The following is a 25,096-nucleotide window of genomic DNA, read 5'->3' as shown; positions in this document are numbered from 1 at the left end:
GTGTCTAACCCGTCCAATGCCTGAGGACACGCGAATCGCTGAAGCTTCGTCGTGCCAAAATGCGTCCGCTCTACCTAATCAGAGCCGGGTTAAAGCGATGTTAACCATGCATGCCTGGACGACAATTCCGGACAGGGGAAATGAAAAAGACCCGAACCTTGGAAGGTTCGGGCCAAATGCGGTCTATGGCAGCTTTTCCGGGTCTAACCCGGAAAAGCTCTAGATAGGCCGCGACGGGCCATGCAGCGGCGCCCTTTTGCCGGGCGCCGCAAACCCTGTGATCAGGAAGAGTGGTAGGCGGCTTCGCCGTGGGTCGAAAGGTCGAGACCTTCGCGCTCGGCTTCGACGGTGACGCGCAGGCCGATGACGACGTCGACGATCTTGTAGAGGATCGCCGAACCGATACCCGACCACAGCAGCGTCGTCAGCACGCCCTTGGCCTGGTTCAAGACCTGGGTTGCCGTACCGGCATAGGAGGCTGCGAAATCGGCTGTCGAATAATCGACGATGCCTGCACCGCCGAGCGCCGGGTTGACGAGGATACCGGTGCCGAGAGCGCCGATGATGCCGCCGACGCAATGGACGCCGAAGACATCGAGGCTGTCATCGTAGTTGAACTTGTTCTTTACGACGTCGACGAAGAAGTAGCAGACCGGCGAAACGATGAGGCCGAGAACGATCGAACCCATCGGGCCGGCAAAGCCTGCCGCCGGGGTGATGGCGACGAGACCGGCGACGGCGCCGGAAGCACCACCGAGCATGGAAGCCTTGCCGCGGGTGAGGGTTTCGACGATGCACCAGGACACAGCGGCGGCAGCCGTTGCGACGAAGGTGTTGATAAAGGCAAGCGAGGCATAGGAATTGGCTTCGAGGTTGGAGCCGGCATTGAAGCCGAACCAGCCGACCCAGAGCAGCGAGGCGCCGACCATGGTCAGCGTCATCGAATGCGGAGCCATGATTTCCTTCTTATAGCCCGTGCGCTTGCCGAGCATGATGGCGCCGACGAGGCCCGCGATACCGGCATTGATGTGAACGACCGTGCCGCCGGCAAAGTCGATTGCGCCATAGGAGAAGATCAGGCCGGCTGGCGACGTGTAGGAGCTCGGACCACCCCAGAACCAGACCATATGCGCCATCGGGAAGTAGATGAAGGTGACCCAAAGCACGACGAAGAGCATGACGGCCGAGAACTTGATGCGCTCGGCGAATGCGCCGACGATCAGGCCGGGCGTGATGCAGGCGAAGGTCATCTGGAATACGATGAAGGTGTATTCCGGAATGGCGACGCCCTTCGAGAAGGTTTCGACGAGCGACGTGGTGTTGACGCCGGCCAGGAACGCCTTGGAGAAGCCGCCGACGAAGCTGTTCAGCGAGCCGCCATCGGTGAAGGCGAGCGAATAGCCGTAGGTCACCCAGATCAGCGCCACGACGGCGGTGATCATGAAGACCTGCATCAGCACGGAGAGCATGTTCTTGGCGCGGACGAGACCGCCGTAGAAAAGCGCAAGGCCGGGGATGGTCATCAGCAGGACGAGCGCCGAGGAGACGAGCATCCAGGTATTGTCACCCTTGTCCATGGTGAGAGCAGGAGCGGCAGCAGCGGCAGCGGCTGGCGCAGCCTCCTGCGCAAAAGCCACAGCCGGCGCCAGAAGGGCAGCCGTTGCTGCGCAAGTCAGCGCAAAGGCGGAAGAAAACTTCGAAAGTGACATTGGAAAAAGCTCCTTGATCTGCCGTTCTTACAGCGCTTCTGAATCGGTTTCGCCCGTACGGATGCGCACGGCATGGTCGATCGAATGGACGAAAATCTTGCCGTCGCCGATCTGACCGGTCTTGGCCGATGCCGCGATGGCTTCGACCGCCCTGTCGACGAGTTCCGATGCAACGGCGATTTCGATCTTGAGCTTCGGCAGGAAGCTGACCGCATATTCGGTGCCGCGATAGATTTCGGTATGTCCCTTCTGGCGCCCGTAGCCCTTCACTTCGGTCACGGTCAGCCCCTGAATACCGATCGCCGTAAGAGCTTCGCGGACCTCATCGAGCTTGAACGGCTTGATAATGGCCATCACAATTTTCATCTGGTTTCCCATCCTTCGTTATCCTCGGCGCGGAGCCGACTCTCCTTGCCGCTGACGTTCCTGAACAGCGACCGGCGATATACATTCAAGGGGCGTGCCAGATTCGAGGCAACTTATAAGTTATTGAAAAATAAAGATTATAATAAGTAATGCCAATAAACAGGCAATTGACCGGCCAATAAGCGCACAAATAATGCGCAAATTTACAAATATGCACATTATTTATTCATTTGCCTTTTTCCGAATCAGACCTTCCTGCGCGACGGAGGCGATCAGCTCACCCGTTCGGGTAAACAGACAGCCCCGGGTCAACCCCCTGGCGCCCGAAGCCGACGGGCTATCCTGCGTATAGAGCAGCCAGTCGTCGAGCTTGCAGGGTCGGTGGAACCACATGGAATGATCGAGGCTCGCCACCTGCAGGCTCTGGTCGAAGATGGACGTGCCGTGCGCATAGAGCGACGTATCGAGCAGAGTCATATCCGAAAGATAGGCAAGCACCGCCGCCTGATAGAGTCGGTCGTCGGGAACCGGGCCGGTGGCGCGCACCCAGACGTCCTGCCTCGGATCGAGCTTCTTGTCGGAAAAATAATGCGTCAGCGAGACCGGGCGGATCTCGATCGGCCGCTCGCACTGCCAGTATTTTCGGATCGCCTCCGGCGCATGCGCAAGATATTCTTCCTTGATCTGCTGTTCGCCGAGCAGCGCTTCGGGCATTTCGACCTCGGGCATTGCGATCTGGTGCTCGAAGCCCGGCTCCTCCACCTGGAAGGAGGCCGACAGCGCAAAGATCGCCTTGCCGTGCTGGATGGCGACGACACGCCGCGTGTTGAAGCTCGATCCGTCGCGGATGCGCTCCGCCTGGTAGACGATCGGCACCGAGGGATCGCCGGGGCGCATGAAATAGGCATGCAGCGAATGGACGAAACGCTCGCCTTCGATGGTGCGCTGCGCCGCCATCAGCGCCTGGCCGATCACCTGCCCCCCGAAGACCCGCTGCCAGCCGACCTTGGGACTGCGACCGCGGAAGATATCGACCTCGATCGGCTCAAGGTCGAGCGTCGAAAGCAACGTCTCCATCGCCGAAGGTCCTGATGTCTCGCGCGTCATTTTCTATGTCTCCCGGCGGTAGGAAGTGAAGTTGCGATGATCTATATAGATCACATCTGAGGCACAAGGTACGGGAGCGGCGCGATGCTGGACATGCTGGTTGTGGGCGGGGGTTATGTCGGCCTGTCCGCTGCTGTCGCGGTCAAACAGGCAGCACCCCATCTGAATGTCGCGGTCGTCGAGGCGGCTCCCGAGCATGTCTGGAAAAACGATACGCGCGCCTCCGCCATCATCGCGGCGGCGGCAAAGATGCTCGAGGTCTTCGGCATCTGGGACGAGATCGAGCCGGAGGCCCAGCCGATCACCAAAATGATCGTCACCGACTCCAGGACTTCTGATCCGGTGCGCCCGGTTTTTCTGACCTTCGACGGCGAAGTCGCCGAAGGCCGGCCCTTCGCCCACATGATCCCGAATGTCGCAATGGTCGCAGCGCTGCGCGGCGCCTGCGAGCGGCTCGGCATCGACATCCGCCACGGGCTCGGCGCCACCGAGCTGAAGACCCACGACACCCATGCCACCGTCACGCTTTCGGACGGCAGCGCGCTGGAGACCCGGCTGCTGGTTGCCTGCGACGGCGTGCGCTCGACGTTGCGCGATCTCGCCGGCATCAGGACCGTCACCTGGGACTACGGCCAGTCTGGCATCGTCGCGACCGTCGAACACGAGCGGCCGCATGACGGATGCGCCGAGGAGCATTTTCTGCCGGCCGGCCCCTTCGCCATCCTGCCGCTGAAGAACAACCGCTCCTCTCTCGTCTGGACGGAGCGGACGCCGGATGCCAACCGGCTGGTCGCCGCCGACGATCTGATCTTCGAGGAAGAGCTCGAACGCCGCTTCGGCCACAAACTTGGGAGCTTGAAAGTCATCGGCGACAAGCGTGCCTTCCCGCTCGGCCTCACCCTGGCGCGCTCCTTCGTCGCGCCGCGTTTTGCGCTGGCCGGCGACGCCGCCCACGGCATCCATCCGATCTCGGGCCAGGGCCTCAATCTCGGCTTCAAGGATGTGGCGGCACTTGCCGAAACCATTGTCGACGCCGATCGCCTCGGCCTCGACATCGGCTCGATCAACATCCTCGAACGCTACCAGACCTGGCGGCGCTTCGACACGTTCCGCATGGGCGTGACCACCGACGTGCTGAACCGGCTCTTTTCCAACGATGCAACGCCGATCCGCATCGCCCGCGACGTCGGCCTCGGTCTCGTCGACCGGCTGCCCCGCCTCAAATCCTTCTTCATCGGCCAGGCGGCCGGAACGACGGCAAAGGACAATCCGCGCCTGCTGGCCGGCGAGACGATTTGACGATTTGAAGAAACGTTAGTCGTCGAGGCGGCGGGCTTCGGACACCAGCATGATCGGAATGCCGTCGCGGATCGGATAGGCCAGCCGCGCCTTTTCCGAGACAAGCTCATTGTGCTCGCGATCATAGGAAAGCCGCCCCTTGGAGAGCGGGCAGACCAGGAGATCGAGCAGCTTCGGATCGACGCGGCTGAGTTTTTCGTCCATGCCTGAAGTCTACTGCAGAACCGTGTCGGAGTCACCGAAGACACGCGCCAGCACGATTTCGGTAATGGCGATCAGCGTCTCGGCCCGCGTCTTCAGGTCGGGCGCCTCGAGCAGCGCCTGTTTTTCCGCCGGCCCGAAGGGCGACATCATCGCGAGAGAATTGACGAGCGTCAGATTGCTCGCCCGCTCGACGCTCTCCCAGTCGGCCTCCAGCTTGTTGGCATCGAGATAGGCCTTGAAGGCAGTCAGAAGCGCAGCGCGGTCGACCGCGTCCTCCTCGTTCGCGGCCGAGAGATCGGCGATGAACGGGGCGATCCGGAAGGTGCGGAAGGGATCGCTGGTGGCTTTCTCCTCCAAGAGCCGGAAGCGGCAGACACCGGTCAGTGAAACGATATAGCGCCCGTCGCCGGTCTCGGCGAAGGAGGTGATGCGGCCGAGGCAGCCGACAGCGGCAAGATTGGGCTCGCCGCCCTTGTCCTCGTGCTCGCCGAGCGCCGGCTGCACCATGCCGATCAGCCGGTTTCCGGTCAGCGCCGCATCCAGCATCGCCAGATAGCGCGGCTCGAAAATGTTGAGGGGAAGCTGCCCGGCCGGCAGGAGAAGGGCGCCGGTCAGGGGGAAGACGGCGATTGAATCAGGCAGATCGCCCGGCTTCAGGTATCTGGCATTCCCGACTTGCATGAAACCGTCCCGCATTCTTGTAACGGGCATGCCCGTTCTGACGAGAATGTGGTGCCCCCGTCCGAAAACGCAAGGGCAGATACTCGAAACTTAGCGCTAACCCCAAAAATCGGGGTCGATATTGCCCGGCGCGTCCTGCCGGACACGCCGCGCTCCAAAGCAATTCCAGGAAAGCCGAGCCGCCCTAGGAGAACAGCATCGCCGAAAGCTTGCGGCGGGCGGCAACCGTCGCCGGATCCTTGAAGCCCCAGACCTCGAAGAACTGCAGCAGCTGCCGACGGGCGCCATCATCGTCGAAGGCACGATCCTTGCGCATGATCAGAAGCAGATGTTCGGCCGCTTCGTCGCGCCGGCCTTCGACATTGAGGATCTTGGCGAGCTTCAGCCGCGCCGCGTGATCATCGGGATTGGCGGCAAGGTCGCGTTCGAGCGCAATGGGGTCGCCGAGCTTGCGGGCCTCCTCGATCTGCTCGAGCTTCTTCAGCACCGCCTGGATGCCGGCATCTTTCGACAGCTCTTCCGGCAACTCGGTCAACACCTGGCGCGCCCGCTCATGCTGGTTTGCGGCAATCATGCATTCGGCCATGCCGGCGAGCGCCTTGGCATTTTCGGGATCGGCCTGCATGACGGCGCCATAGAGCTGGGCGGCTTCGTCGATATTGTCGGCGGCAAGCAGTTCTGCCGCTTCCGCAAGCACGGCTTCGATCTCGGCCGCCTCATCGGCGCCGGCCGGACCGGCGATGCGGTCGATGAACTGCTGGATCTGGCTTTCCGGCACCGCACCCATGAAGCCGTCGGCCGGACGACCGTTGACGAAGGCGATGACGGCCGGGATCGACTGGATGCCGAGCTGGCCGGCGATCGAGGGATGATCGTCGATGTTCATCTTGACCAGCCGGACCCGGCCCTTGGCTTCGTTGATCACCTTTTCCAGGACCGGCGTCAGCTGCTTGCACGGACCGCACCAGGGCGCCCAGAAATCGACCAGCACCGGTTGCTTGCGCGATTCCTCGATGACGTCCTTGCCGAAATTCGCGGTCGTCGTTTCCGTGATGTAGCTGCCGGCCGCAGCTGCGGGTGCCGTTGCTGCGCCGAAGCTTGTCGTCGCCGTCATCTGATTTCCGAAGGAACCGTTATAGGGGTTGTCGCTGCCGCTCATAGGTATCTCCCGCCGCGCCGATCCTGCCGGCGTCTTTGCCAAAGCATGTCGCGCAAAACTGTGGTGCGGTTTTACGACAAGGACATGCGCAAAACCAAAGACTAAAGCGCCGCAAGCCAATCTGAAAGATCACGACGCGCTTTAGCGCTAAAATCGTATGTCAGGACGTCACTTTCAAGACAAGCGGCTTGTGCCCGGTCGCCTCCATGAAACGGATGAGATCGCTGCTCGCAATCGAGGTCGTCGCATCGTTGGACAGCGGATGGCAGTTGACGATCTCTTCGCGCATCAGATCGGCATCGAGCACGAAGGTGACATTCTCCGAGGTATCGTTGATCGCGCCGAACGCGGTGACGGCCCCGGGAATGACGCCGAGATATTCCATCAGCTTTTCCGCCCTGCCGAAGGAAACCCGGCCGGACCCGCCGATCAGATTGTGCACCTGTTTGAGGTCGACCTCGGCATTTTCCTCCACGGTCAGCAGAAAATACCTGTCCTTCTTGTCCTTGATGAAGAGGTTCTTGGTGTGACCGCCGGGGATCTCGTCACGAAGGGCAACCGATTCGGCGACGGTGAAAACCGGCGCATGATCGACCGTCTTATGGGCAATGCCGAGGCCGTCGAGAAAGGCAAACAAATCTTCTCTTGTCTTGGGGGTATTTTCGGACATCGGGCAATCCATTCGGCGGAATAACAAAATCGAGGCGCCCTGCTTAAGTCCGTCCACATCGTTTGGCAATCGTCGGAACCGACGCTCTACCCCCACATTTGCGGCCTTTCCGCCCGTCCTCCTCTGAGACCAGAATTTTTTCTTCGCTTCTCCGTCATTTCCCTGTTGCATTTGAAAACCCGTTAGGCCATATAGCGCCCGTCGCCACGAGGCGGCACCCACGGTCCAACAACTACCCCGGACCGATGTGGATTGAGCGGGTGTAGCTCAGGGGTAGAGCACAACCTTGCCAAGGTTGGGGTCGAGGGTTCGAATCCCTTCGCCCGCTCCAGTTCTTCCTTGTCAGGTCAGGCACATGCGATCTCAGCGTCTTTGCCGAGATCTACCTGCAACTTTTACCAATCCTTCCGAGAAGAATGTCCGTCGTCAACGCAGGCGATATTTCGCCGCGAGCAACGCCGCCAGTTCCATGCGGCAATCGATCAGTGGGCTGACATCCTGTCGTGCCTTTGCCATCGCCATGGCGCCGGAATAGGCTGCGATGACAAGCGTGGCGAGGCTGTGCGGATTGAGCTCGCTCGCGTGTTTTTCCTCCGCGTCTCTCGCAAACTTGGCGGACAGTGCCTCGTGCCAGGCGCCGAATACGGCGCTGACAACCTCGCGCATCTCCGAGTCATGATGGGATACGTCCATTGCCATGTTGTTGAGCGGGCAACCGGAGACCCGGCCGTTATGCATCAGTTCATTGATGATGTTCTCAAAGATCAAGTCTATGGCGGCCGGCACATCTGCACTTGTGTGGAGCGGCGCGATCCATGTTTGCCGAACGGCTTCAGCCACGCGATCGCGAATGACCGCAAGTCCGAGGTCGCGCTTGGCCGGAAAATGATGCGCCATGGCACCACCGGATACTGAAGCCCTTTCGCGCAATTCCAGCATGCCGGTTGCGAGATAACCCTGGGTAACGAAGGCGTCGTAGGCGGCATCAATGATCCGGCGACGTACGCCTTCGGGATCATTGGTTCTTTTGTTTTCGGTCATGGTTTCTCAACTCGTCCTGCGCGCACATTAGCACCTTGACATAACAGGTCAATTGTCCTGTTATGAATACAGGACAATTGACCTGTTGAGGAAGCCATGAATCCGCATTCCGTATTCGAACTTCGCCGTTATCGGCTTCTCCCGGAAGGCAGAGAATCATTGATCGATCTGTTTGACAGGGAATTTGTTGAACCTCAGGAGGCCCTGGGCATGCGCGTCGAAGGGGAGTTCCGCGATCTTGACGATCCCGATTCCTTTGTGTGGGTTCGCTCTTTCAAGGATATGGAAACTCGAACGGAGGCTCTCGCATCCTTTTATTCAAGCCCGACCTGGAAAGAACATGGGCCGGCAGCCAACGCGACGATGCTCAATTCGGATAATGTCCTGCTCTTGAAGCCGGCGGTAGGCGTCCACCCGTTCGTGCATAATCTGCCAAGGGACAAGGAGGTGAGCCGCTCCAAGGTGCAGGGTCTTATCAGGCTGAATATCTGCTCGCTCGCCCCTGGGACAGAGGAGGATTTTGCCAGGTTTTTCCGCGACGATGCACTCCCGGCCATGCGGGATGCCGGTGCGCGCATCGATGCTCTGTTTGTGACGGAGCGAAGTAAGAACGATTTTCCCAGGCTGCCGGTTCGCGAGGGAGAAACCGTATTTGTCTGGTTTGAATGTCACGAAGATCAAGACCGTGCCACCGACTACGAGCGCCGCTTGCGGCGCAGTCTCATCTGGGGACGCGAGATTTATCCACGGATGGACAGCCGGTGCTGGCGTAGGATCGAGGTCTCCCACTTGACGCCGACTCCGCGGTCGCTTTGCGCTTGGTAAGCGACGTTACCAACTCGTCTACACAAAAAATGTCCGCCTCGGCTGCTTTCGGATAGTCTACCAGGCCGATCTGGATCGATTTTGTAATTTATTGCCGTTGATCGATTCATTTTGCGAACTATCATCGATCAGATAGCGACGGCGCGTCTTCGGATCAAAACCCTTTATGTTCAGTTCATCGCAGCGCGAGCTTCTGCGGATCATCGATCAGGGGACGCCGCCAGCATCGCCGCCCATAACGTCCTGATTGCTCCCAACTCCTGAGGTATCCCATGCGCATCGCCGTCGGTGGCATTCATATCGAATGCAGCACATACAATCCCGTCCTGAACGAGGAGAAGGATTTTCGCGTGCTGCGCGGCGCGGCGCTGCTGGAAGCGCCGTATTTCGCCTTCCTCAGGGATTACGATGCCGAGTTCCTGCCGACGATCCATGCGCGCGCCATTGCCGGCGGCCCGGTTTCGCGCGCCACCTACGAGGCCTTCAAGGGCGAATTCCTCGAGCGATTGAAGCCGTTGCTGCCGCTTGACGGTCTCTATCTCGCCATGCATGGCGCCATGTATGTCGAAGGCATGGAGGATGCCGAAGGCGACTGGATCAGTGCGGCGCGCGCGCTGGTCGGCGAGGATTGCACGGTTTCGGCCAGCTATGACCTGCACGGCAACGTCACGCAGCGCATCATCGATGCGCTCGACATCTATTCCACCTATCGCACTGCGCCGCATATCGATGTCGAGGAGACGATGCGCCGCTCGGTCTTCATGCTGGTCAAGAGCCTGAAGACCGGCGAGAGGCCGATCGTTCTCTGGGCGCCGATCCCGGTGGTGCTGCCCGGCGAGCGCACCAGCACCGTCGATGAGCCGGCAAAGAGCCTCTATGACATGCTGCCTGGGATCGATGCGATCGACGGCGTCTGGGATGCATCGCTGATGGTCGGTTATGTCTGGGCCGATGAACCGCGCGCCACCGCCGCTGCCATCATGACTGGCACCGACCGCACCGTACTGGAGCGCGAGGCCAAACGCCTCGCCAAGGCCTATTGGGATGTGCGCGAAGACTTCGTCTTCGGCTGCGAGACCGGCTCGCTCGAGGAATGCGTCGCGAGAGCAATCGCAAGCCCGACCGCCCCTGTCGTGCTGGCCGAATCCGGCGACAACCCCACAGGTGGCGGCGTCGGGGACCGGGCCGACGTGCTGGCCGAGCTGATCGCCAGGGGCGCCACCGGCGTCGTCTTCGCCGGCATCGCCGACAAGGCGGCGACCGAGGCCTGTTATGCCGCCGGCATCGGTGCGGAACTGGAGCTCAGCGTCGGCGCCTCGCTCGACACCAAGGGCAGCAAACCGGTCACCGCCTGCTTCACCGTCAAATTCCTCCACGAAACATCGGATGCCGCCGACCGTCAGGCGGTGGTTTCGGTCAGTGGCATCGATCTTGTGCTTTCCGCAAAGCGCCGGCCCTATCACAACATCGTCGATTTCACCCGGCTCGGCCTCGACCCGCATCGGGCGAAGATCATCGTCGTCAAATCGGGCTATCTCTCGCCGGAACTGGCGCCGATCGCCAATCCGAACCTGATGGCGCTATCGACGGGTGTCGTCGACCAGTTCGTCGAGCGCCTGCCGCGGCTGCGCAAGCAGCATCCGACCTACCCGTTCGACAAGGATTTTGCCTTCGAACCGCAGGTCTTCATCTCCGCACGTTCACGGCAGGCCTGAAGTTCGCCTGAACCAATTGCGCTTTCCTGGATGATATTGTCGATCGCGGCACCGCCCTGTCGCCACGAGCGACTGTTTTTCCGCATCGCGGCAATGGCCGTGTTTGAGCAAAAAATGGGCATACTTCGATTTGCACAAAAAAGCGCTTGACGGTCGGGACGATTTGGTTTGCACTGAACCAATAGAAAATTGGTACGGACCATTTAGCGAATGCCGATGGATGAGACGCAGGGCAATTCGAATTATGCGCTGGAGAAGCTGCGGGCCCTCCTGCAGTCCGACAGTCTCGACGCCGACGGCAAGCTGCCGACCGAGCGCGCCCTTTCGGAAATGCTTGGCGTCGGCCGTCGCGCCGTCCGCCGCGCCCTCGAAGTGCTGGAGGCCGAGGGCCGCATCTGGCGCCGCCAGGGCTCCGGCACCTATGCCGGCCCGCGCCCCGACGGCTGGAGCGATCATGTCGGCTCCATCGTCGCCGGCACCGATCTCATGGAAGTCATGGAAGTGCGCCTGCGCATCGAGCCGCAGCTCGCCCAGCTTGCCGCCATGCGCGCCAAGGCCGCCGATATCGAGCGCATGTATGATCTGGTGAAGAAGATCTACGAAAGCACCGATGCCGACGGGCGCGAACTCTGGGACGGGGCGCTGCACCGCCAGATTGCCCAATGCGCCGGCAACGGTTTCTTCCTCACCATCTTCGACGTCATCAACCGGGTGCGGCAGGACGAGGCCTGGCAGACGATCCGCGAGCGCGCCCGCAGCGCCAGCCGGACGCGGTCCGTCACCTTCGGCCAGCACACGGCGATCGTCGATGCCATCGCCGCCCATGATCCTGCCAGGGCGGGCGAAGCCATGCGCCAGCATCTGCTGACGCTGCAGGAAAGCCTCATCCGCATCACCTCGCTCGATCACAGCGAAACGGAGGTCGACAAGACCCTCGCCTGAACAGGGAGGTGAGCAGAGAAAAAAGCAGAGCGGGCCATAACCGCCGGTTGGAAGCAAAAACCAAGCAAAATAGAACAGAGGAGAATGGAATGAAGATCGCCAAATTGCTGACCGCCACCGTTGCCGGCGCCCTGTTTGCGCTTCCTGCCTTCGCCGTCGACCTGAAGATCGGCCTGCAGGACGATGCCGACGTGCTCGATCCCGCGCAGTCGCGCACCTTCGTCGGCCGCATCGTCTATACTGCGATGTGCGACAAGCTGGTCGACGTCTCACCGGACCTGAAGATCGTGCCGCAGCTTGCCACCGAATGGAGCTGGTCGGCCGACGGCAAAGAACTCACCATGAAGCTGCGCCAAGGCGTCAAGTTCCATGACGAGACCCCGTTCAACGCCGAAGCCGTCGTCGCAACCATCGAGCGCAACATCACCCTGCCGGAATCACGCCGCAAGAGCGAGCTGAGTTCGGTCGCAAAGGTCGAGGCGACAAGCGAATACGAGGTCAAGTTCACCCTCAAGGCGCCTGACGTCACCCTTCTTGCCCAGCTTTCCGACCGCGCCGGCATGATCGTCTCGCCGAAGGCCGCCAAAGAACTCGGCGCCAAGTTTGGTGATCATCCGGTCTGCGCCGGACCGTTCAAGTTCGTCGAGCGCGTCCAGCAGGACCGCATCGTGCTCGAAAAGTTCCAGGACTACTGGAACAAGGACAAGATCTTCATCGACAAGCTCACCTATCTGCCGATCCCGGATACGACGGTGCGCCTCGCGAATCTGCGGTCCGGCGATCTCGACATGATCGAGCGCCTGGCGGCGACCGACGCTGAAGCCGTGAAGGCGGATTCGAGCCTGGTCTATGCCGACGCCGTCGGCACCGGCTACATGGCCCTCTATACCAATATCGGCAATGGTGCGCGTGCCGACAATCCTTTCGGCAAGGACAAGCGCCTGCGCCAGGCCTTCTCGCTGGCGATCGACCGCGATGCTGTCAACCAGATCGTCTATGAAGGCACGGCGGTTGCCGGCAACCAGCCCTTCCCGCCAAGCAGCCCGTGGTTCGACAAGGATATTCCCGTCCCTGCCCGCAATCTCGACAAGGCCAAGGCCCTGATCAAGGAAGCCGGCTTCGACCGCGTGCCGATCGAGCTGCAGATCCCGAATAATCCGGTTGCCATGCAGATGATGCAGATCATCCAGTCGATGGTCGGCGAAGCCGGCTTCGACGTCAGCCTGAAATCGACGGAATTCGCCACGCTGCTGAGTGAGCAGACGGCCGGCAACTATCAGCTCAGCCGTTCCGACTGGTCCGGTCGTGTCGATCCCGATGGCAACATCCATCAGTTCATCACCTGCAAGGGTGGCATCAACGACACGAAATACTGCAATCCCGAGGTGGACAAGCTGCTGAACGAAGCCCGTGCCTCGACCGACGATGCCGTGCGCAAGGAGAAGTATGATGCCGCCGCCGTCATCCTGAACGACGATCTGCCGATCATCTATCTCGGCCACCAGTCCTGGATCTGGGCGCTGCACAAGAACATCACCGGCTTCACTCCCTCGCCGGATGGCATGATCCGCCTCGTCGGCGTCAAGAAAGCCGGCTGACCAGAAGCCGATCATACGGCGGAAACCCTCCGCCGCATGATCCCAGTCGTGTCAGGATCGCCCATGTACACTTACATCGCCAAACGGCTCTTGGTCGCCATACCGACGCTTTTGATCATTTCGATCTTCGTCTTCTCGCTGCAGAAGTTGCTGCCCGGTGATCCGATCCTCGCCATGGCTGGTGAGGAACGTGACCCGCAGGTTCTCGAATTCCTGCGCGAGAAATACCGGCTGAACGATCCCGTGCCCTATCAATATGTCCATTGGCTGGGTGCGGCCCTTCAGGGCGATCTTGGCATCTCGCTGCGCACCAACCAGCCGGTTCTGCAGCTCGTCGGCGAAAAACTGCCGGTCACCATCCAGCTCGCCATCATGTCGATGATCTTCGCCTTTGCGATCGGCGTGCCGATGGGCATCCTGGCGGCCGTCAAGAAGAACACGATGATCGACTATATCGCCAACATCATCGCGCTGACCGGTCTGTCGATCCCGAATTTCTGGCTCGGCATCATGCTGATCCTGCTGGTCTCGGTCAATCTCGGCTGGCTGCCGGCATCCGGCTACGAACCCTTCTTCAGTAATCCGCTGCGTTCGCTGGAAACCATGCTGATGCCCTCCTTCGTGCTCGGCAACGCGCTGGCCGCGACCCTGATGCGGCACACCCGCTCGGCCATGCTCAGTGTGCTCAGCGCCGATTACATCCGCACCGCCCGCGCCAAGGGCCTGCCGGAAAGCACCGTCGTGCTCGAACACAGTTTTCGCAATGCGGTGCTGCCGATCGTGACGTTGACCGCCCTGCTTTTCGGCGAACTGCTCGCCGGCGCCGTGCTGACCGAGCAGATCTTCACCATTCCGGGTTTTGGAAAGCTCATCGTCGACGCCGTCTTCAACCGCGACTACGCCGTCGTCCAGGGCGTCGTGATCTGCACCGCGATCGGCTTCATTCTGATGAACCTCCTGGCCGACATTCTCTATGTCCTGCTCAACCCGCGCATGAGGGCCGCCCTATGACCGCGATCGGAGAGACGGGCATTCCGGCCGCGATCGACCGCACGCCGAGTCGCGCCTGGCGCAAGCTGAAGGCCAACAAGGGCGCCCTCGTCGGCCTTGTTATCATCGCCTTTTTCGCGATCCTGGCGGTCGCCGCCCCCCTCCTTCCAATTCCCGATCCGAACGCCACAAGCTGGTCGGCGATCCGCAAGGCCCCGTCCGCCGCCCATTGGCTCGGCACCGACGACATCGGCCGCGACATTCTTTCCCGGATGATCTGGGGCGCGCAGGCGTCGCTGATGGCAGGCGTCTTCTCGGTGGCGATCGCCGTTGTCATCGGCGTGCCCTTCGGCCTTATCTCCGGTTATTTCGGCGGCTGGATCGACATGGTGATCTCCCGCATCACCGAAGCCTTTCTCGCCATGCCTTTCCTCATCACCGCGATCGCGCTTGCAGCCTTTCTCGGTCCGAGCCTGACCAATGCGATGATCGCCATCGGCCTTTCGGCCATGCCCGTCTTCGTACGGCTGACGCGCGGCCAGGTGCTCTCGGTCAAGACCGAGGAATATGTCGAGGGCGCCCGCTCGATCGGTCTCCGGTCTTCGAGCATCATCACCCGCTATATCCTGCCGAACGTCTTTGCACCGATCCTCGTGCAGGCGACGTTGACCGTCGCCACCGCGATCATCGCCGAGGCGAGCCTCTCCTTCCTCGGCCTTGGACAGCAGCCGCCGGCCCCGAGCTGGGGCTCGATGCTGAATGTCGCCAAGAACTTCCTCTCCCAAGCACCATGGATGGCGATGTGGCCGGGTGCCGCGATCTTCCTCGTCGTCATCGGTTTCAATCTTTTAGGCGATGGCCTGCGCGATGCGCTCGATCCGCGCGAAGCATGATTTCTTGAAAGGACATTTGACATGACCGCATTCACGACCCGTCCAGAAATCCTCGGCACCTTCGGCGTCGTCACCTCCACGCACTGGATCGCCTCGGCGGTCGGCATGAGCATTCTCGAAAAGGGCGGCAATGCCTTCGACGCGGCGGTGGCGACGGGCTTCGTGCTGCAGATCGTCGAGCCGCACCTTTGCGGTCCGGGCGGCGACCTGCCGGCGGTGATCTATTCGACGAGGAAGGACAAGGTCGAGGTCATCTGCGCGCAAGGCCCCGCACCCGCTGGCGCAACGATCGAACACTATACGGCGGAAGGCCTGAGCCTGATCCCCGGCGACGGGCTGCTTGCGACCGTCATCCCCGGCTCCTTCGATGGCTGGATGCTGATGCTGCGCGACTACGGCTCGATGAGCGTGCGCGATGTGCTGGAACCGGCGATCTATTACGCCGAGCGCGGTCATCCGATGCTGCCGCGCGTCTCCGCCACCATCAAGGGGCTCGCCGCCTTCTTCGAGAAGGAATGGCCGACCTCCTACGAGACCTGGTTGCCGAATGGCAGCGTCCCCGAAGCGCATGCGAATTTCAGGAATCCGGTGCTTGCCGAAACCTGGAAGCGCATCATCGCCGAGGCCGAGGCGAAAAGCGGGCGGGAAGCGCAGGTCGAGGCGGCCCGCGACGCCTTCTATCGCGGCTTCGTCGCCGAGAAGATCGACGACTACCTCAAAACCGCCGAGGTGATGGATGCGAGCGGCAACCGCCACAAGGGCGTACTGACCGCCAACGACATGGCGAACTGGTCGGCAACGATCGAGGAGCCGCTGACCTATGATTATCATGGCTGGACGATCGCCAAGATCGGTCCCTGGGGCCAGGGTCCGGTCTTCCTGCAGAGCCTGTCGATCCTCAAAGGCTTCGATCTCGCCGCGATGAACCCCACCGGCGCCGATTTCGTCCATACCGTCGTCGAGGCGATGAAGCTCGCTTTCGCCGATCGCGAAGTCTATTACGGCGATCCTGATTTCTCGGAAATCCCCGTCGCGCACCTGCTGTCGGAGACCTATGCCGCCGAGCGCCGCAAGCTGGTCGGCGCAGACGCCTCCTTCGATCTTCGCCCCGGCATCGTGCCTGGCTTCGAGGCGCAGCATGATCTGACGATGACGATGCTCGGCGCGGATTCCAAGACCGGCGCCGTCTACGAGCCGACTATGGCGCATCTTTCCGAAAAGCGCGGCGACACCGTGCATATCGACGTGATCGATCGCGACGGCAACATGGTCTCCGTCACGCCGTCCGGCGGCTGGCTGCAATCCTCGCCGACCGTGCCCGGCCTCGGCTTCTGCCTCAATTCCCGCGCCCAGATGTTCTGGCTGAAACCGGGCCTGCCGACCTCGCTTGCCCCCGGCAAACGGCCGCGCACGACGCTGACGCCGTCGCTCGGCCTTTATGAGGGCCGCCCGACGCTGGCCTTCGGCACACCCGGCGGCGACCAGCAGGAGCAGTGGCAGCTCTCCTTCTTCCTGCGCTACGCCCATCACAAGCTGAACCTGCAGGCGGCGATCGACCAGCCGCTGTTCCACACCTCGCATTTTCCGGGCTCCTTCTATCCGCGCACCCGTGAACCCGGCAGCCTCATGGCGGAAGCGAATTTCCGCCCCGACGTCCTTGATGCCCTGCGCCGCAAGGGCCACAAGCTGACGGTCGCCGATGTCTGGACGATCGGCCGGCTGACTGCCGCAAGACGCGATGCCGATGGGCTGTTGCGTGCCGCAGCCACCCCGCGCCTGATGCAGGCCTATGCGGTCGGGAGATAGACATGACCTGGTCAATCGTCGCCCGTGACCCTTTGACCGGTCATCTCGGCATTGCCGTCGCGACCCGCTTCTTCGCCGTCGGCGCTCTCGTGCCGCATATTCGCGGCGGCATCGGCGCCGTTGCGACCCAGGCCTTTGTCAGCCCGCTTTACGGCGTCGACGGCCTGTCGCTGCTGGCCGCCGGCAGGGCGCCCGAGGAAATCATCGCCGAACTGACCGGGCGTGACGCCGGCCGTAATCAGCGGCAACTGCACCTTATCGATGCGAAGGGACGCAACGCCGCCTTCACCGGCGCCGCATGCATCGACTGGGCGGGACATCTGATCGATGAAAACGTCTCGGTTGCCGGCAACATGCTCGCGGGACCTGACGTCGTCACCAAAACGCTTGCCACCTACAACAAGGCGCTGGACAAGCCCTTGGCCGAACGCCTGCTCTTGGCGATGCAGGCAGGCGAAGATGCCGGCGGCGACAAGCGCGGCAGGCAGTCCGCCGCCCTCGTCATCCACCGCGATCAGGATTATCCGTGGCTGAGTATCCGCGCCGACGATCATCCCGATCCGCTCGGCGAACTTGTCCGCCTCCATGCAGTGGCCAGTGAACGCTACCTGCATGTCGCGGAGACAATGGCGACGCGACAAAATCCGAACGGCATGACCGACAGGCGCGAGATCGATGAAAAGATCGCGACGCTGGAAGCGGCCCGCATCGCGGCAGGCAGGCCCTCCGCCTCCTTCGCCACGCCTTTGAAGACGTAACCCAGAGAAAACCAAGGGAACGACATGAGTGATGTTTCTTCAGCACCCGCCTCTCCTGTTCTCTCCGTCCGGAACCTGACGACCTCCTTCCTCGTCGATGGTGACTGGAAGCCGGTGGTGCGTGATGTCTCCTTCGACGTCATGCCAGGCGAAACGGTGGCAATCGTCGGCGAAAGCGGCTCGGGCAAGAGCGTCACCTCCCTTTCGATCATGCGGTTGCTTGCCAAGGGATCGAGCCGCATCGATGGCGCCGTCACCTTGAACGGCAAGGATGTACTCGCCCTTTCGGAAAAGGAGATGCGCCGGGTGCGCGGCAACGACGCCGCCATGATCTTCCAGGAGCCGATGACGTCCCTCAACCCGATCTTCACCATCGGCCGCCAGATCTCCGAAGCGCTCACCTGCCATGGCGAGATCGGCAAGGCGGAGGCGCGGGCCGAAACCGTCCGCCTGCTGGAAAAGGTCCGCATCCCCAACGCCGCCGCGCGCTTCGACGAATTTCCGCACCAGTTCTCAGGCGGCATGCGCCAGCGGGTGATGATCGCCATGGCGCTCGCCAGCCGGCCGAAATTGCTGATCGCCGACGAGCCGACGACGGCGCTCGATGTGACGATCCAGGGCCAGATCCTCGATCTGATCAAGATGCTGCAGGAAGAAGAGGGCATGTCCGTGCTCTTCATCACCCACGACATGGGTGTCGTCGCCGAAATCGCTGACCGCACCATCGTCATGTATCGCGGCGAGGCGGTGGAAACCGGCACGACCGACGATATCTTCCGTCGCGGCAGGCATCCCTATACCCGCGCTTTGCTCTCCGCCGTGCCACGCCTCGGCTCGATGGCCGACCGGAAGTGGCCGCTGCGTTTTCCCGTCGTCGACACCACGACCGGCGAACGCCGCGAGCCGATCGAGGTGGCCGATACGGTCGACCGCCGCCAGACGCCGATCCTCGAAGTCAAGAACCTCGTTACCCGTTTCGATATCCGCGGCGGGCTGCTCGGCCGCAAGACGGGCGCGATCCACGCGGTCGAGGACGTCTCCTTCGATCTCTTCCAGGGCGAGACATTATCGCTCGTCGGCGAATCCGGCTGCGGCAAATCGACCACCGGTCGCTCGATCACCCGCCTCGTCCAGCCGAACGGCGGCAGTGTCAGCCTCGACGGCTATGACGTGCTGAGCCTTGACGCGGTCAGCCTCAGACGGATGCGCCGCAGCATCCAGATGATCTTTCAGGACCCCTTCGCCAGCCTCAACCCGCGCATGACCGTCGGCGCCGCCGTCGCCGAACCGATTACCGAACACCGCCTCGGCACAGGTGCCCAGGCCCGCGACAAGGCGGCCGATCTTCTCGAACGCGTCGGGCTTAAACCCGACATGATGAAACGCTATCCGCACGAATTCTCCGGCGGCCAGCGCCAGCGCATCTGCATCGCCCGCGCGCTCGCGCTCGATCCGAAGGTCATCGTCGCCGACGAAAGCGTTTCGGCCCTCGATGTCTCGATCAAGGCACAGGTCTGCAATCTGCTGATGGACCTGCAGCAAAACCTCAACCTCGCTTTCCTGTTCATTTCCCACGATATGGCGGTGGTCGAACGTGTCAGTCATCGGGTCGCGGTGATGTATCTCGGCGAAATCGTCGAGATCGGCCCGCGCGCGGAATTGTTCAGCAACCCGCAGCACGCCTACACGAAGAAGCTGATGGCAGCCGTCCCCGTGCCCGACCCCTCACGTCGCGGCATCAAGCGCAACCTCGGAACCGACGAGCTCAACAGCCCCGTTCGCCCGGTTGGCTACGTCGCGCCGCCACGCCGATACCGGGAAGTGACGGCAGGCCATCTGGTGCGGGTCGATGAAGCCGCGTGAGCGTGCAAAACCCACTCTTTAAGCATCTGAAAAACAAGTATTGCGGGAAAATAACCCGTGCCGGTGGCGCGCGGGCCACCCTTTTTGCTGCACCGCTTATATGACTTTTGCTAGATATTATTTCATCGATAATTCTTAACGACCGATTCCACCGATTTGTGTTCTCTTATCCCTACGAATCAAAAAGGTTTGATTTGCCCGGGGACGGCCACCATGTTGAAGCATGGGGCGATGCAACAGTTGGGTAGGAGCCTATGCTGCAACGGATCGAAGACATTGATGCAGCGCTCGTCGACAGGCTGCAGCATTCGGCGTTCAAGTACTTCCTGAAATATTCCAATCCCGAAAACGGCCTGGTGGCGGACACCTCGATCGGCGGCGTGCCGGCGAGCATCGCGGCCGTCGGCTTTGCGCTGTCCTCCTATCCCGTCGGTGTCGAGCGTTGCTGGATCAGCCGCGAGGAAGCAGCCGAGCGCACGGTCAATACGCTGCGTTTCTTCGCCGAGGCGCGCCAGGGCGAGGAGCGCCACGCGACCGGTCACCGCGGCTTCTTCTACCACTTCCTGCATATGGATACCGGCCATCGCGCCTGGAACAGCGAACTTTCGACCATCGATACCGCCCTGCTTGTCGCCGGCATTCTCACGGCTGCGCAATATTTCGATCGCGAAGACGACGAAACGGAGACTGAAATCCGTGAACTCGCGACCTTCATCTATGAGCGCGTCGACTGGCGCTGGGCGCTGAACAAGGGGGACACGATTGCCATGGGTTGGAAGCCCTCTTCCGGCTTCCTGCGCTGGCGCTATCACGGTTTCGACGAGGCGATCATCCTCTACACGCTGGCGCTTGCCTCGCCGACGCACCCCATCCCGCAATCAAGCTACGACGCCTTCACGTCAAGCTATTCCTGGATGCTGCATGGCGAGCAGTCCTATCTCTATGCCGGGCCGCTCTTCATCCACCTCTTCTCGCATGCCTGGATCGATTTCCGCACCATCCAGGACAAGCCGATGGCGGAGCGGAACTGGGATTATTTCCGCAACACGCAGGTGATGATCAACGTCCAGCGCGACTATGCCGAACGCAATCCCGGGCAGTTCGTCGGCTATAACAGGAATATCTGGGGATTCTCCGCCTGTGACGGTCCGCCGCCGACACGGCGCATGCGCGGCGGTCGCCAGCCGAAGGTTCTGGGTTATGCCGCGCGCGGCGCTCCGCTTGGCCCGGATGACGGCACAATCGCACCCTGGGCAGCCCTTGCCTGCCTGCCCTACGACAAGCAGGCCGCTCTCGACGGCACCAAGGCGCTTCTGACCACCTATCCGAACCTGCTCTTGGAAGGCGGCTTTCCCGGCGGCTTCAATCCCACGGTCAAGACCAAGCGCCCGGAAGGCTGGGTCGACGACCGCACTGTCGGCATTGATCAAGGTCTTGTCGTCATGACCGTCGAGAACGAGCGCTCCGACTTCATCTGGAAGCTGATGCGGCAATCGCCGGTCATCCGCCTCGGGCTCGAGCGCGCCGGCTTTACCGGCGGCTGGCTCGAAGGCATCGAGCCGGCAGATGTAGTGCGCAAGTTCGGCTAGCGCATAAGCCCGGAAATCGAAATGGATTTCCGGAAAGAACGACACGAAAACGAAAAATGATAGAGCCCGCGCGTCCAACAGGAGGTGCGGGCTCTTGGTTTAGTTCTCGAAGACATGCGCCTTGCCGGCGATATCGAGGCGAACGAGATCGCCTCGCGCCGGAAGCGCAACGCTCGAAGTCTTGATCAGGATCGGCGGCAGCGCAACGCCGTCGAGCGAAACGGCAACGGTGCAGACGGCGCCGCCGAATTCCACCTCAACGACACGCCCGCCATAGTCGCGATCGCTCTCATCGGCAACGACGCGGATCTGCTCGGGTCGCAGCATGATCTCCGCCTTGCCTTGACGACTGCCCTCGACGGCCACGCGGCCAAGGGCGCAATCGGCAAGGCCGTTGCGGATGATGGCGGGAAGCAGCACGGCATCGCCGAGGAACAGCGCCGTCTCACGGTCGCGCGGATGCAGATACAATGATTGCGGCGATCCGGCCTGGATCAGCCGTCCCTCCCTGAGCACCGCCACCTGATCGGCAAAGGTCAGCGCCTCTTCCTGATCATGCGTAACGAGAATGGTCGTAATGCCGGCCGCCTGCAGCACGCGCGCCACCGCCTTGCGCATGTTTTCCCGCAGGCCGGTATCGAGTGCCGAGAAAGGTTCGTCGAGCAGCATCAGCCGCGGCTTGCGGCCAAGCGCGCGGGCGAGCGCCACACGCTGCTGCTGCCCGCCGGAAAGCTGATGCGGGCGCCGCGCCAGCATCCCGCGGTCGAGTTCGACCATGTCGAGCAGCTCGAGGATGCGTTTCTCACGATCGGCCGCGCCGCGTTCGAACCCGAAGCCGATATTCTCGGCAACGCTTAAGTGCGGAAACAGCGCGCCGTCCTGCGAGACGATGCCGATGCCGCGCTTGTGCGCCGGCACCGCCGCCGGACCGTCCGCAAGCAGGTCGCCATCCAGCGTCACCCGGCCGACATCGGGTTGCTCGAAACCGGCAATGATGCGCAGCAGCGTCGTCTTGCCGGAGCCGGACGGGCCGACGACGGCGGTGCGGCTGCCCGCCGAGACGTCGAGCGAAATATCCTTCAGCGCCTGGACGGGACCGTAGCGCTTGCTGATGTTCTCGATCGTAAGCAGCGTCATTGGCCGGCAGTCCGTTTCGATTGAGTATAGAGCATAAGGGTGAGCGGCAGCGACAGCACGACCATCATGAAGGCGTAAGGAGCAGCCGAGACATAATCGATCTCGCTGGTCAACGACCAGAATTTCGTCGCCAGCGTATCGACGCCGTTGGGCGACAGCATCAGTGTCGCCGTCAGTTCATTGGTAATGCCGAGTGCAGCCAGCGCGACGCTGGCGGCCGCTCCCGGTGCCGCAAGGCGCATGGTGATCTGCCGCACCGCCTGGCCCGGGGTGCGGCCGAGGCCCATCGCAGCGCGTTCCAGCTCCACCGGCGCCTGGGCGATGCTGGCGCGCAGCCCGACCATGGCGCGCGGCAGGAAAAGCAACACATAGGCGACGAGCAGCGTTGCGAAGGTTTGATAGAGCGGCAGCACGAGGCGCACGGTGATCGTCACCAGCGCCAGCGCCACGACGACGCCCGGCAGCGAGCCAACATAATAATGGCAGGCCTCGAGCACGCGCTGGAGGCGGCCGGGTGCCCGCACCGAAAGCCAGGCCATCGGCGCTGCGGCGATCGTCGCCAGCACGCCGCCGACAATGGCAAGTACGATCGTCTGCAGAAAAGCGCTGCCGACTTCGATGCGCCAGATATCGGTGCCGCCGAGATAGAGCCAGCGGCCAAGCGTCACCAGCGGCACGCCGAGCGTCAGTATTGCGAGGATGACAGGCAGCAAGACGGCCGGCACCACGAACCAGCCGAGCCGGCGGCGGTCCGCCGGACGGGGCGAGCCGGAGCCGACGCGGGCGTAACGTTCGTTGCCGCGCACCAGCACCTCGAAGCCGAGCAGAAAGAGACAGCAGGCGACAAGCACGCCGCCGAGCATGTTGGACGCCGGGCTGTTGTAGGAAGACTGGAACTGGTCGACGATCGCCGTCGCGAAAGTGTCGAACCGGATCATGACGAACAGGCCGTATTCCGAAAGCAAATGCAACGCGATCAGCAGCGAGCCGCCGCAGATGGCAAGCCTGAGCTGCGGCAGCACGGCGCGGAAGAAGACCCGCCAGGGATTGAGGCCCAGCGAGGCCGCGGCATCTTCGATGGCCGGATCGAGACGGCGCAATGCGGCGGCGACCGGCAGGTAGAGGAACGGATAATAGGCGAGCACCGAGACGAAAACGCCGCTCTGCAGGCCGCGCATGCCGGGAATGAGGCTGACCCAGGCATAGCTGTGGACGAAGGCGGGCACGGCGAGCGGAGCGATCGCCAGCCAGGCCCAGAGCCGCGCCAAAGGAATGTCCGTCCGTTCGGTCAGCCAGGCGAGCGTCACCGCAAGCGCGATCGACAGCGGGATGGTGATCGATTCCAGGAGAATCGTATTGACGAGGAGTTCGCCGACACGCGGCCGGAAGACCAGGGCCTTCACCGTTTCCCAGCCGACATCATAGGTGACCCAGCCGATGAAGCCGAGCGGCACAAGACTGAGGATCGCGACCACCGTTGCAAGCAGGATCACGGAAGCGTGCGGCATGCGTCCGCGCGGCAACACCATGCGCGCGGCCCTTAGCGCGACCGGCGCCTCGTTGCCGGATGCGAGCAATCTGTTGTCCTGCAGCAAGGCCGATGCCTTTACACGCTGAAAAAGGAAGGCAACCGCCTTTGAAGGACGGTTGCCGGATATCGTCATGCCCTAAGGTTTTCTTGAGCCAAAAGCAACAGTTTTGGCCGAGGCAAGCCTGCGGCAGAAAAGTTAGATCAGGCCGGCGGCGGTCATCAGCTCCACGACCTTCTTGCTGTCGAGGGTGGAAGCTTCGACCTTCGGAGCATTGAGGTCGGCAAGCGGAGTGAGCTTGTCGTTGGAGGGCGCATCCTTGCCGATGGCATATTCATAAGAGGTGCCGTCCTTGAGAATTGCCTGGCCAGCCTTGCTGGTGAGGAACTTCAGGAAAGCCTGGGCTTCCTTCATGTGCTGCGTGGACTTCAGGACGCCGCCGCCCGAAACGCTGACGAAAGCGCCCGGATCCTGGTTCTTGAAATAGTGCATGCCGACATTCTTGCTGTTCTCGCCGGTTTTGGCCTGATCGCCGAACCAGTAATAATGATAGATGACCGCACCTTCGACTTCGCCGGCGTTGACAGCCTTCATGGCGACGCTGTTGCCCTTATAGGGCGTGGCGTTTTCCTTGAGACCCTTCAGCCAGTCGGCGGTCGACTGCTCGCCCTTCAACTGCAGCAGGGCAGCAACGATGGCCTGGAAGTCGGCGCCGGCGGGTGCCGCACCCCAGCGGCCCTTCCAGGCCGGATCTGCGAGGTCGAGCAACGACTTCGGCAGCTTGTCTTCGGTGAGCTTCGTCTTGTCGTAGGCAAAGACCGTGGTGCGGGCGGCAATGCCGGTCCACATGCCGTCAGCCGGGCGATACTGCTCCGGAACCTGATCCAGCGTTTCCTTTTCGATGGGGGCAAACAGGCCCGCGCCATCGACCAGCGTCATTGCCGGCGAATTCTCGGTCAGGAATACGTCCGCCGGCGAGGCATCGCCTTCCTGGATGATCTGGTTGGCGAATTGCATGTCGCTGCCCTGGCGCATGGTGACCTTGATGCCGGTCTCCTTGGTGAAGGCATCGATCCATTCGCGGCCGAGGCTTTCGTGCTGGGCATTGTAAACGACGAGACCTTCGTCCTGCGCATTGGCGCTGCCTGCAAGCGCGGTGGCGGAGAGAAGCGAAGCGGCGAGCGCGAGGGAAAAGCGGTTAAGAGCAATGTTCAT

At 62.0% G+C, this 25,096-nt stretch carries 22 protein-coding genes and 1 tRNA gene; 12 read left to right on the top strand and 11 right to left on the bottom strand.

Annotated elements, in window-relative coordinates:
• Nucleotides 1-281 precede the first annotated feature (281 nt).
• From FHT69_RS21555 to tesB, 3 genes are all read right to left on the bottom strand, one after another.
• Nucleotides 282-1,709, bottom strand: a complete 1,428-nt coding sequence (locus tag FHT69_RS21555) for an ammonium transporter (RefSeq protein WP_028757775.1) — start codon at nt 1,707-1,709, stop codon at nt 282-284.
• A 27-nt stretch (nt 1,710-1,736) separates the two neighbouring features.
• Nucleotides 1,737-2,087, bottom strand: coding sequence for a P-II family nitrogen regulator (locus FHT69_RS21550; protein WP_281414280.1), 351 nt, complete (start codon nt 2,085-2,087; stop codon nt 1,737-1,739).
• A 210-nt stretch (nt 2,088-2,297) separates the two neighbouring features.
• Entirely contained in the window at nt 2,298-3,182 is an 885-nt protein-coding gene (gene tesB, locus FHT69_RS21545) for an acyl-CoA thioesterase II (RefSeq protein ID WP_183905945.1), read from the bottom strand.
• A gap of 84 nt (nt 3,183-3,266) precedes the next feature.
• On the opposite strand from tesB, the gene FHT69_RS21540 reads away from it, so the two are divergent.
• Complete coding sequence (locus FHT69_RS21540) at nt 3,267-4,481, top strand: ubiquinone biosynthesis hydroxylase (protein WP_183905944.1); 1,215 nt, start codon at nt 3,267-3,269, stop codon at nt 4,479-4,481.
• Between the two features lie 15 nt (nt 4,482-4,496).
• On the opposite strand, the gene FHT69_RS21535 is transcribed toward FHT69_RS21540, so the two are convergent.
• The 4 genes from FHT69_RS21535 to FHT69_RS21520 all read right to left on the bottom strand — a co-directional run bounded on the left by FHT69_RS21535 (nt 4,497) and on the right by FHT69_RS21520 (nt 7,195).
• A complete protein-coding gene (locus FHT69_RS21535; RefSeq protein WP_017962471.1) occupies nt 4,497-4,685 on the bottom strand; it encodes a Trm112 family protein in 189 nt (62 codons plus the stop codon).
• A 9-nt stretch (nt 4,686-4,694) separates the two neighbouring features.
• Nucleotides 4,695-5,381, bottom strand: coding sequence for an LON peptidase substrate-binding domain-containing protein (locus tag FHT69_RS21530; RefSeq protein ID WP_025554693.1), 687 nt, complete (start codon nt 5,379-5,381; stop codon nt 4,695-4,697).
• Nucleotides 5,382-5,550: 169 nt separating this feature from the next.
• Nucleotides 5,551-6,525 (bottom strand): thioredoxin, encoded by a 975-nt coding sequence (gene trxA / locus FHT69_RS21525; RefSeq protein WP_028757772.1) that lies wholly within the window; start codon nt 6,523-6,525, stop codon nt 5,551-5,553.
• A 160-nt stretch (nt 6,526-6,685) separates the two neighbouring features.
• Complete coding sequence (locus FHT69_RS21520) at nt 6,686-7,195, bottom strand: prolyl-tRNA synthetase associated domain-containing protein (RefSeq protein WP_028757771.1); 510 nt, start codon at nt 7,193-7,195, stop codon at nt 6,686-6,688.
• Between the two features lie 256 nt (nt 7,196-7,451).
• Here FHT69_RS21520 and FHT69_RS21515 point away from each other — a divergent pair.
• Nucleotides 7,452-7,526, top strand: a tRNA-Gly gene (locus FHT69_RS21515).
• Nucleotides 7,527-7,621: 95 nt separating this feature from the next.
• Here the strand turns inward: FHT69_RS21515 and FHT69_RS21510 are convergent.
• A complete protein-coding gene (locus FHT69_RS21510) occupies nt 7,622-8,236 on the bottom strand; it encodes a TetR/AcrR family transcriptional regulator (RefSeq protein ID WP_028757769.1) in 615 nt (204 codons plus the stop codon).
• A gap of 96 nt (nt 8,237-8,332) precedes the next feature.
• Here FHT69_RS21510 and FHT69_RS21505 point away from each other — a divergent pair, with 96 nt between their 5' ends.
• The 10 genes from FHT69_RS21505 to FHT69_RS21460 all read left to right on the top strand — a co-directional run bounded on the left by FHT69_RS21505 (nt 8,333) and on the right by FHT69_RS21460 (nt 21,215).
• On the top strand, nt 8,333-9,061 hold the full coding sequence (locus tag FHT69_RS21505) for an NIPSNAP family protein (RefSeq protein WP_028757768.1): 729 nt from the start codon (nt 8,333-8,335) through the stop codon (nt 9,059-9,061).
• Nucleotides 9,062-9,333: 272 nt separating this feature from the next.
• Nucleotides 9,334-10,776, top strand: coding sequence for a M81 family metallopeptidase (locus tag FHT69_RS21500; protein WP_183905943.1), 1,443 nt, complete (start codon nt 9,334-9,336; stop codon nt 10,774-10,776).
• A 210-nt stretch (nt 10,777-10,986) separates the two neighbouring features.
• Nucleotides 10,987-11,718, top strand: a complete 732-nt coding sequence (locus FHT69_RS21495) for a FadR/GntR family transcriptional regulator (RefSeq protein WP_047615671.1) — start codon at nt 10,987-10,989, stop codon at nt 11,716-11,718.
• Nucleotides 11,719-11,807: 89 nt separating this feature from the next.
• Nucleotides 11,808-13,316 carry an ABC transporter substrate-binding protein gene (locus tag FHT69_RS21490; RefSeq protein WP_183905942.1) on the top strand — a complete coding sequence of 503 codons (1,509 nt, stop codon included), beginning with the start codon at nt 11,808-11,810 and terminating at the stop codon, nt 13,314-13,316.
• 63 nt (nt 13,317-13,379) lie between these two features.
• Nucleotides 13,380-14,327: an ABC transporter permease gene (locus FHT69_RS21485; RefSeq protein WP_047615673.1), complete on the top strand. Its 948-nt coding sequence runs from the start codon at nt 13,380-13,382 to the stop codon at nt 14,325-14,327.
• Nucleotides 14,324-15,199 (top strand): ABC transporter permease, encoded by an 876-nt coding sequence (locus tag FHT69_RS21480; protein ID WP_047615675.1) that lies wholly within the window; start codon nt 14,324-14,326, stop codon nt 15,197-15,199. The genes FHT69_RS21485 and FHT69_RS21480 overlap by 4 nt, the downstream gene beginning before the upstream one ends.
• 21 nt (nt 15,200-15,220) lie before the next feature.
• The gene (locus tag FHT69_RS21475) at nt 15,221-17,005 is read left to right on the top strand and encodes a gamma-glutamyltransferase family protein (protein ID WP_183905941.1); all 1,785 of its coding nucleotides are present in this window, start codon (nt 15,221-15,223) and stop codon (nt 17,003-17,005) included.
• A 2-nt stretch (nt 17,006-17,007) separates the two neighbouring features.
• A complete protein-coding gene (locus tag FHT69_RS21470; RefSeq protein ID WP_028757761.1) occupies nt 17,008-17,763 on the top strand; it encodes a DUF1028 domain-containing protein in 756 nt (251 codons plus the stop codon).
• A gap of 24 nt (nt 17,764-17,787) precedes the next feature.
• Nucleotides 17,788-19,626, top strand: coding sequence for an ABC transporter ATP-binding protein (locus tag FHT69_RS21465; protein WP_047615680.1), 1,839 nt, complete (start codon nt 17,788-17,790; stop codon nt 19,624-19,626).
• Between the two features lie 254 nt (nt 19,627-19,880).
• Nucleotides 19,881-21,215, top strand: coding sequence for a glucoamylase family protein (locus FHT69_RS21460; protein WP_028757759.1), 1,335 nt, complete (start codon nt 19,881-19,883; stop codon nt 21,213-21,215).
• Nucleotides 21,216-21,314: 99 nt separating this feature from the next.
• Here FHT69_RS21460 and FHT69_RS21455 read toward each other — a convergent pair whose 3' ends face one another.
• The 3 genes from FHT69_RS21455 to FHT69_RS21445 all read right to left on the bottom strand — a co-directional run bounded on the left by FHT69_RS21455 (nt 21,315) and on the right by FHT69_RS21445 (nt 25,096).
• Nucleotides 21,315-22,352, bottom strand: coding sequence for an ABC transporter ATP-binding protein (locus FHT69_RS21455; RefSeq protein WP_028757758.1), 1,038 nt, complete (start codon nt 22,350-22,352; stop codon nt 21,315-21,317).
• On the bottom strand, nt 22,349-24,016 hold the full coding sequence (locus tag FHT69_RS21450; RefSeq protein WP_183905940.1) for an iron ABC transporter permease: 1,668 nt from the start codon (nt 24,014-24,016) through the stop codon (nt 22,349-22,351). Before FHT69_RS21450 ends, FHT69_RS21455 begins: the two co-directional genes overlap by 4 nt.
• Nucleotides 24,017-24,079: 63 nt before the next feature.
• Entirely contained in the window at nt 24,080-25,096 is a 1,017-nt protein-coding gene (locus tag FHT69_RS21445; protein WP_028757756.1) for an iron ABC transporter substrate-binding protein, read from the bottom strand.

This window comes from Rhizobium sp. BK008 (assembly GCF_014197345.1).
Classification (GTDB): domain Bacteria; phylum Pseudomonadota; class Alphaproteobacteria; order Rhizobiales; family Rhizobiaceae; genus Rhizobium; species Rhizobium anhuiense.
This window is presented reverse-complemented; position numbering and strand designations above follow the sequence as displayed.

Coding starts and splice junctions, on each gene's coding strand:
- FHT69_RS21555 (WP_028757775.1), bottom strand. CDS start 1,709: ATGTCACTTTCGAAGTTTTCTTCCGCCTTTGCGCTGACTTGCGCAGCA.
- FHT69_RS21550 (WP_281414280.1), bottom strand. CDS start 2,087: ATGGGAAACCAGATGAAAATTGTGATGGCCATTATCAAGCCGTTCAAG.
- tesB (WP_183905945.1), bottom strand. CDS start 3,182: ATGACGCGCGAGACATCAGGACCTTCGGCGATGGAGACGTTGCTTTCG.
- FHT69_RS21540 (WP_183905944.1), top strand. CDS start 3,267: ATGCTGGACATGCTGGTTGTGGGCGGGGGTTATGTCGGCCTGTCCGCT.
- FHT69_RS21535 (WP_017962471.1), bottom strand. CDS start 4,685: ATGGACGAAAAACTCAGCCGCGTCGATCCGAAGCTGCTCGATCTCCTG.
- FHT69_RS21530 (WP_025554693.1), bottom strand. CDS start 5,381: ATGCGGGACGGTTTCATGCAAGTCGGGAATGCCAGATACCTGAAGCCG.
- trxA (WP_028757772.1), bottom strand. CDS start 6,525: ATGAGCGGCAGCGACAACCCCTATAACGGTTCCTTCGGAAATCAGATG.
- FHT69_RS21520 (WP_028757771.1), bottom strand. CDS start 7,195: ATGTCCGAAAATACCCCCAAGACAAGAGAAGATTTGTTTGCCTTTCTC.
- FHT69_RS21510 (WP_028757769.1), bottom strand. CDS start 8,236: ATGACCGAAAACAAAAGAACCAATGATCCCGAAGGCGTACGTCGCCGG.
- FHT69_RS21505 (WP_028757768.1), top strand. CDS start 8,333: ATGAATCCGCATTCCGTATTCGAACTTCGCCGTTATCGGCTTCTCCCG.
- FHT69_RS21500 (WP_183905943.1), top strand. CDS start 9,334: ATGCGCATCGCCGTCGGTGGCATTCATATCGAATGCAGCACATACAAT.
- FHT69_RS21495 (WP_047615671.1), top strand. CDS start 10,987: ATGCCGATGGATGAGACGCAGGGCAATTCGAATTATGCGCTGGAGAAG.
- FHT69_RS21490 (WP_183905942.1), top strand. CDS start 11,808: ATGAAGATCGCCAAATTGCTGACCGCCACCGTTGCCGGCGCCCTGTTT.
- FHT69_RS21485 (WP_047615673.1), top strand. CDS start 13,380: ATGTACACTTACATCGCCAAACGGCTCTTGGTCGCCATACCGACGCTT.
- FHT69_RS21480 (WP_047615675.1), top strand. CDS start 14,324: ATGACCGCGATCGGAGAGACGGGCATTCCGGCCGCGATCGACCGCACG.
- FHT69_RS21475 (WP_183905941.1), top strand. CDS start 15,221: ATGACCGCATTCACGACCCGTCCAGAAATCCTCGGCACCTTCGGCGTC.
- FHT69_RS21470 (WP_028757761.1), top strand. CDS start 17,008: ATGACCTGGTCAATCGTCGCCCGTGACCCTTTGACCGGTCATCTCGGC.
- FHT69_RS21465 (WP_047615680.1), top strand. CDS start 17,788: ATGAGTGATGTTTCTTCAGCACCCGCCTCTCCTGTTCTCTCCGTCCGG.
- FHT69_RS21460 (WP_028757759.1), top strand. CDS start 19,881: ATGCTGCAACGGATCGAAGACATTGATGCAGCGCTCGTCGACAGGCTG.
- FHT69_RS21455 (WP_028757758.1), bottom strand. CDS start 22,352: ATGACGCTGCTTACGATCGAGAACATCAGCAAGCGCTACGGTCCCGTC.
- FHT69_RS21450 (WP_183905940.1), bottom strand. CDS start 24,016: ATGACGATATCCGGCAACCGTCCTTCAAAGGCGGTTGCCTTCCTTTTT.
- FHT69_RS21445 (WP_028757756.1), bottom strand. CDS start 25,096: ATGAACATTGCTCTTAACCGCTTTTCCCTCGCGCTCGCCGCTTCGCTT.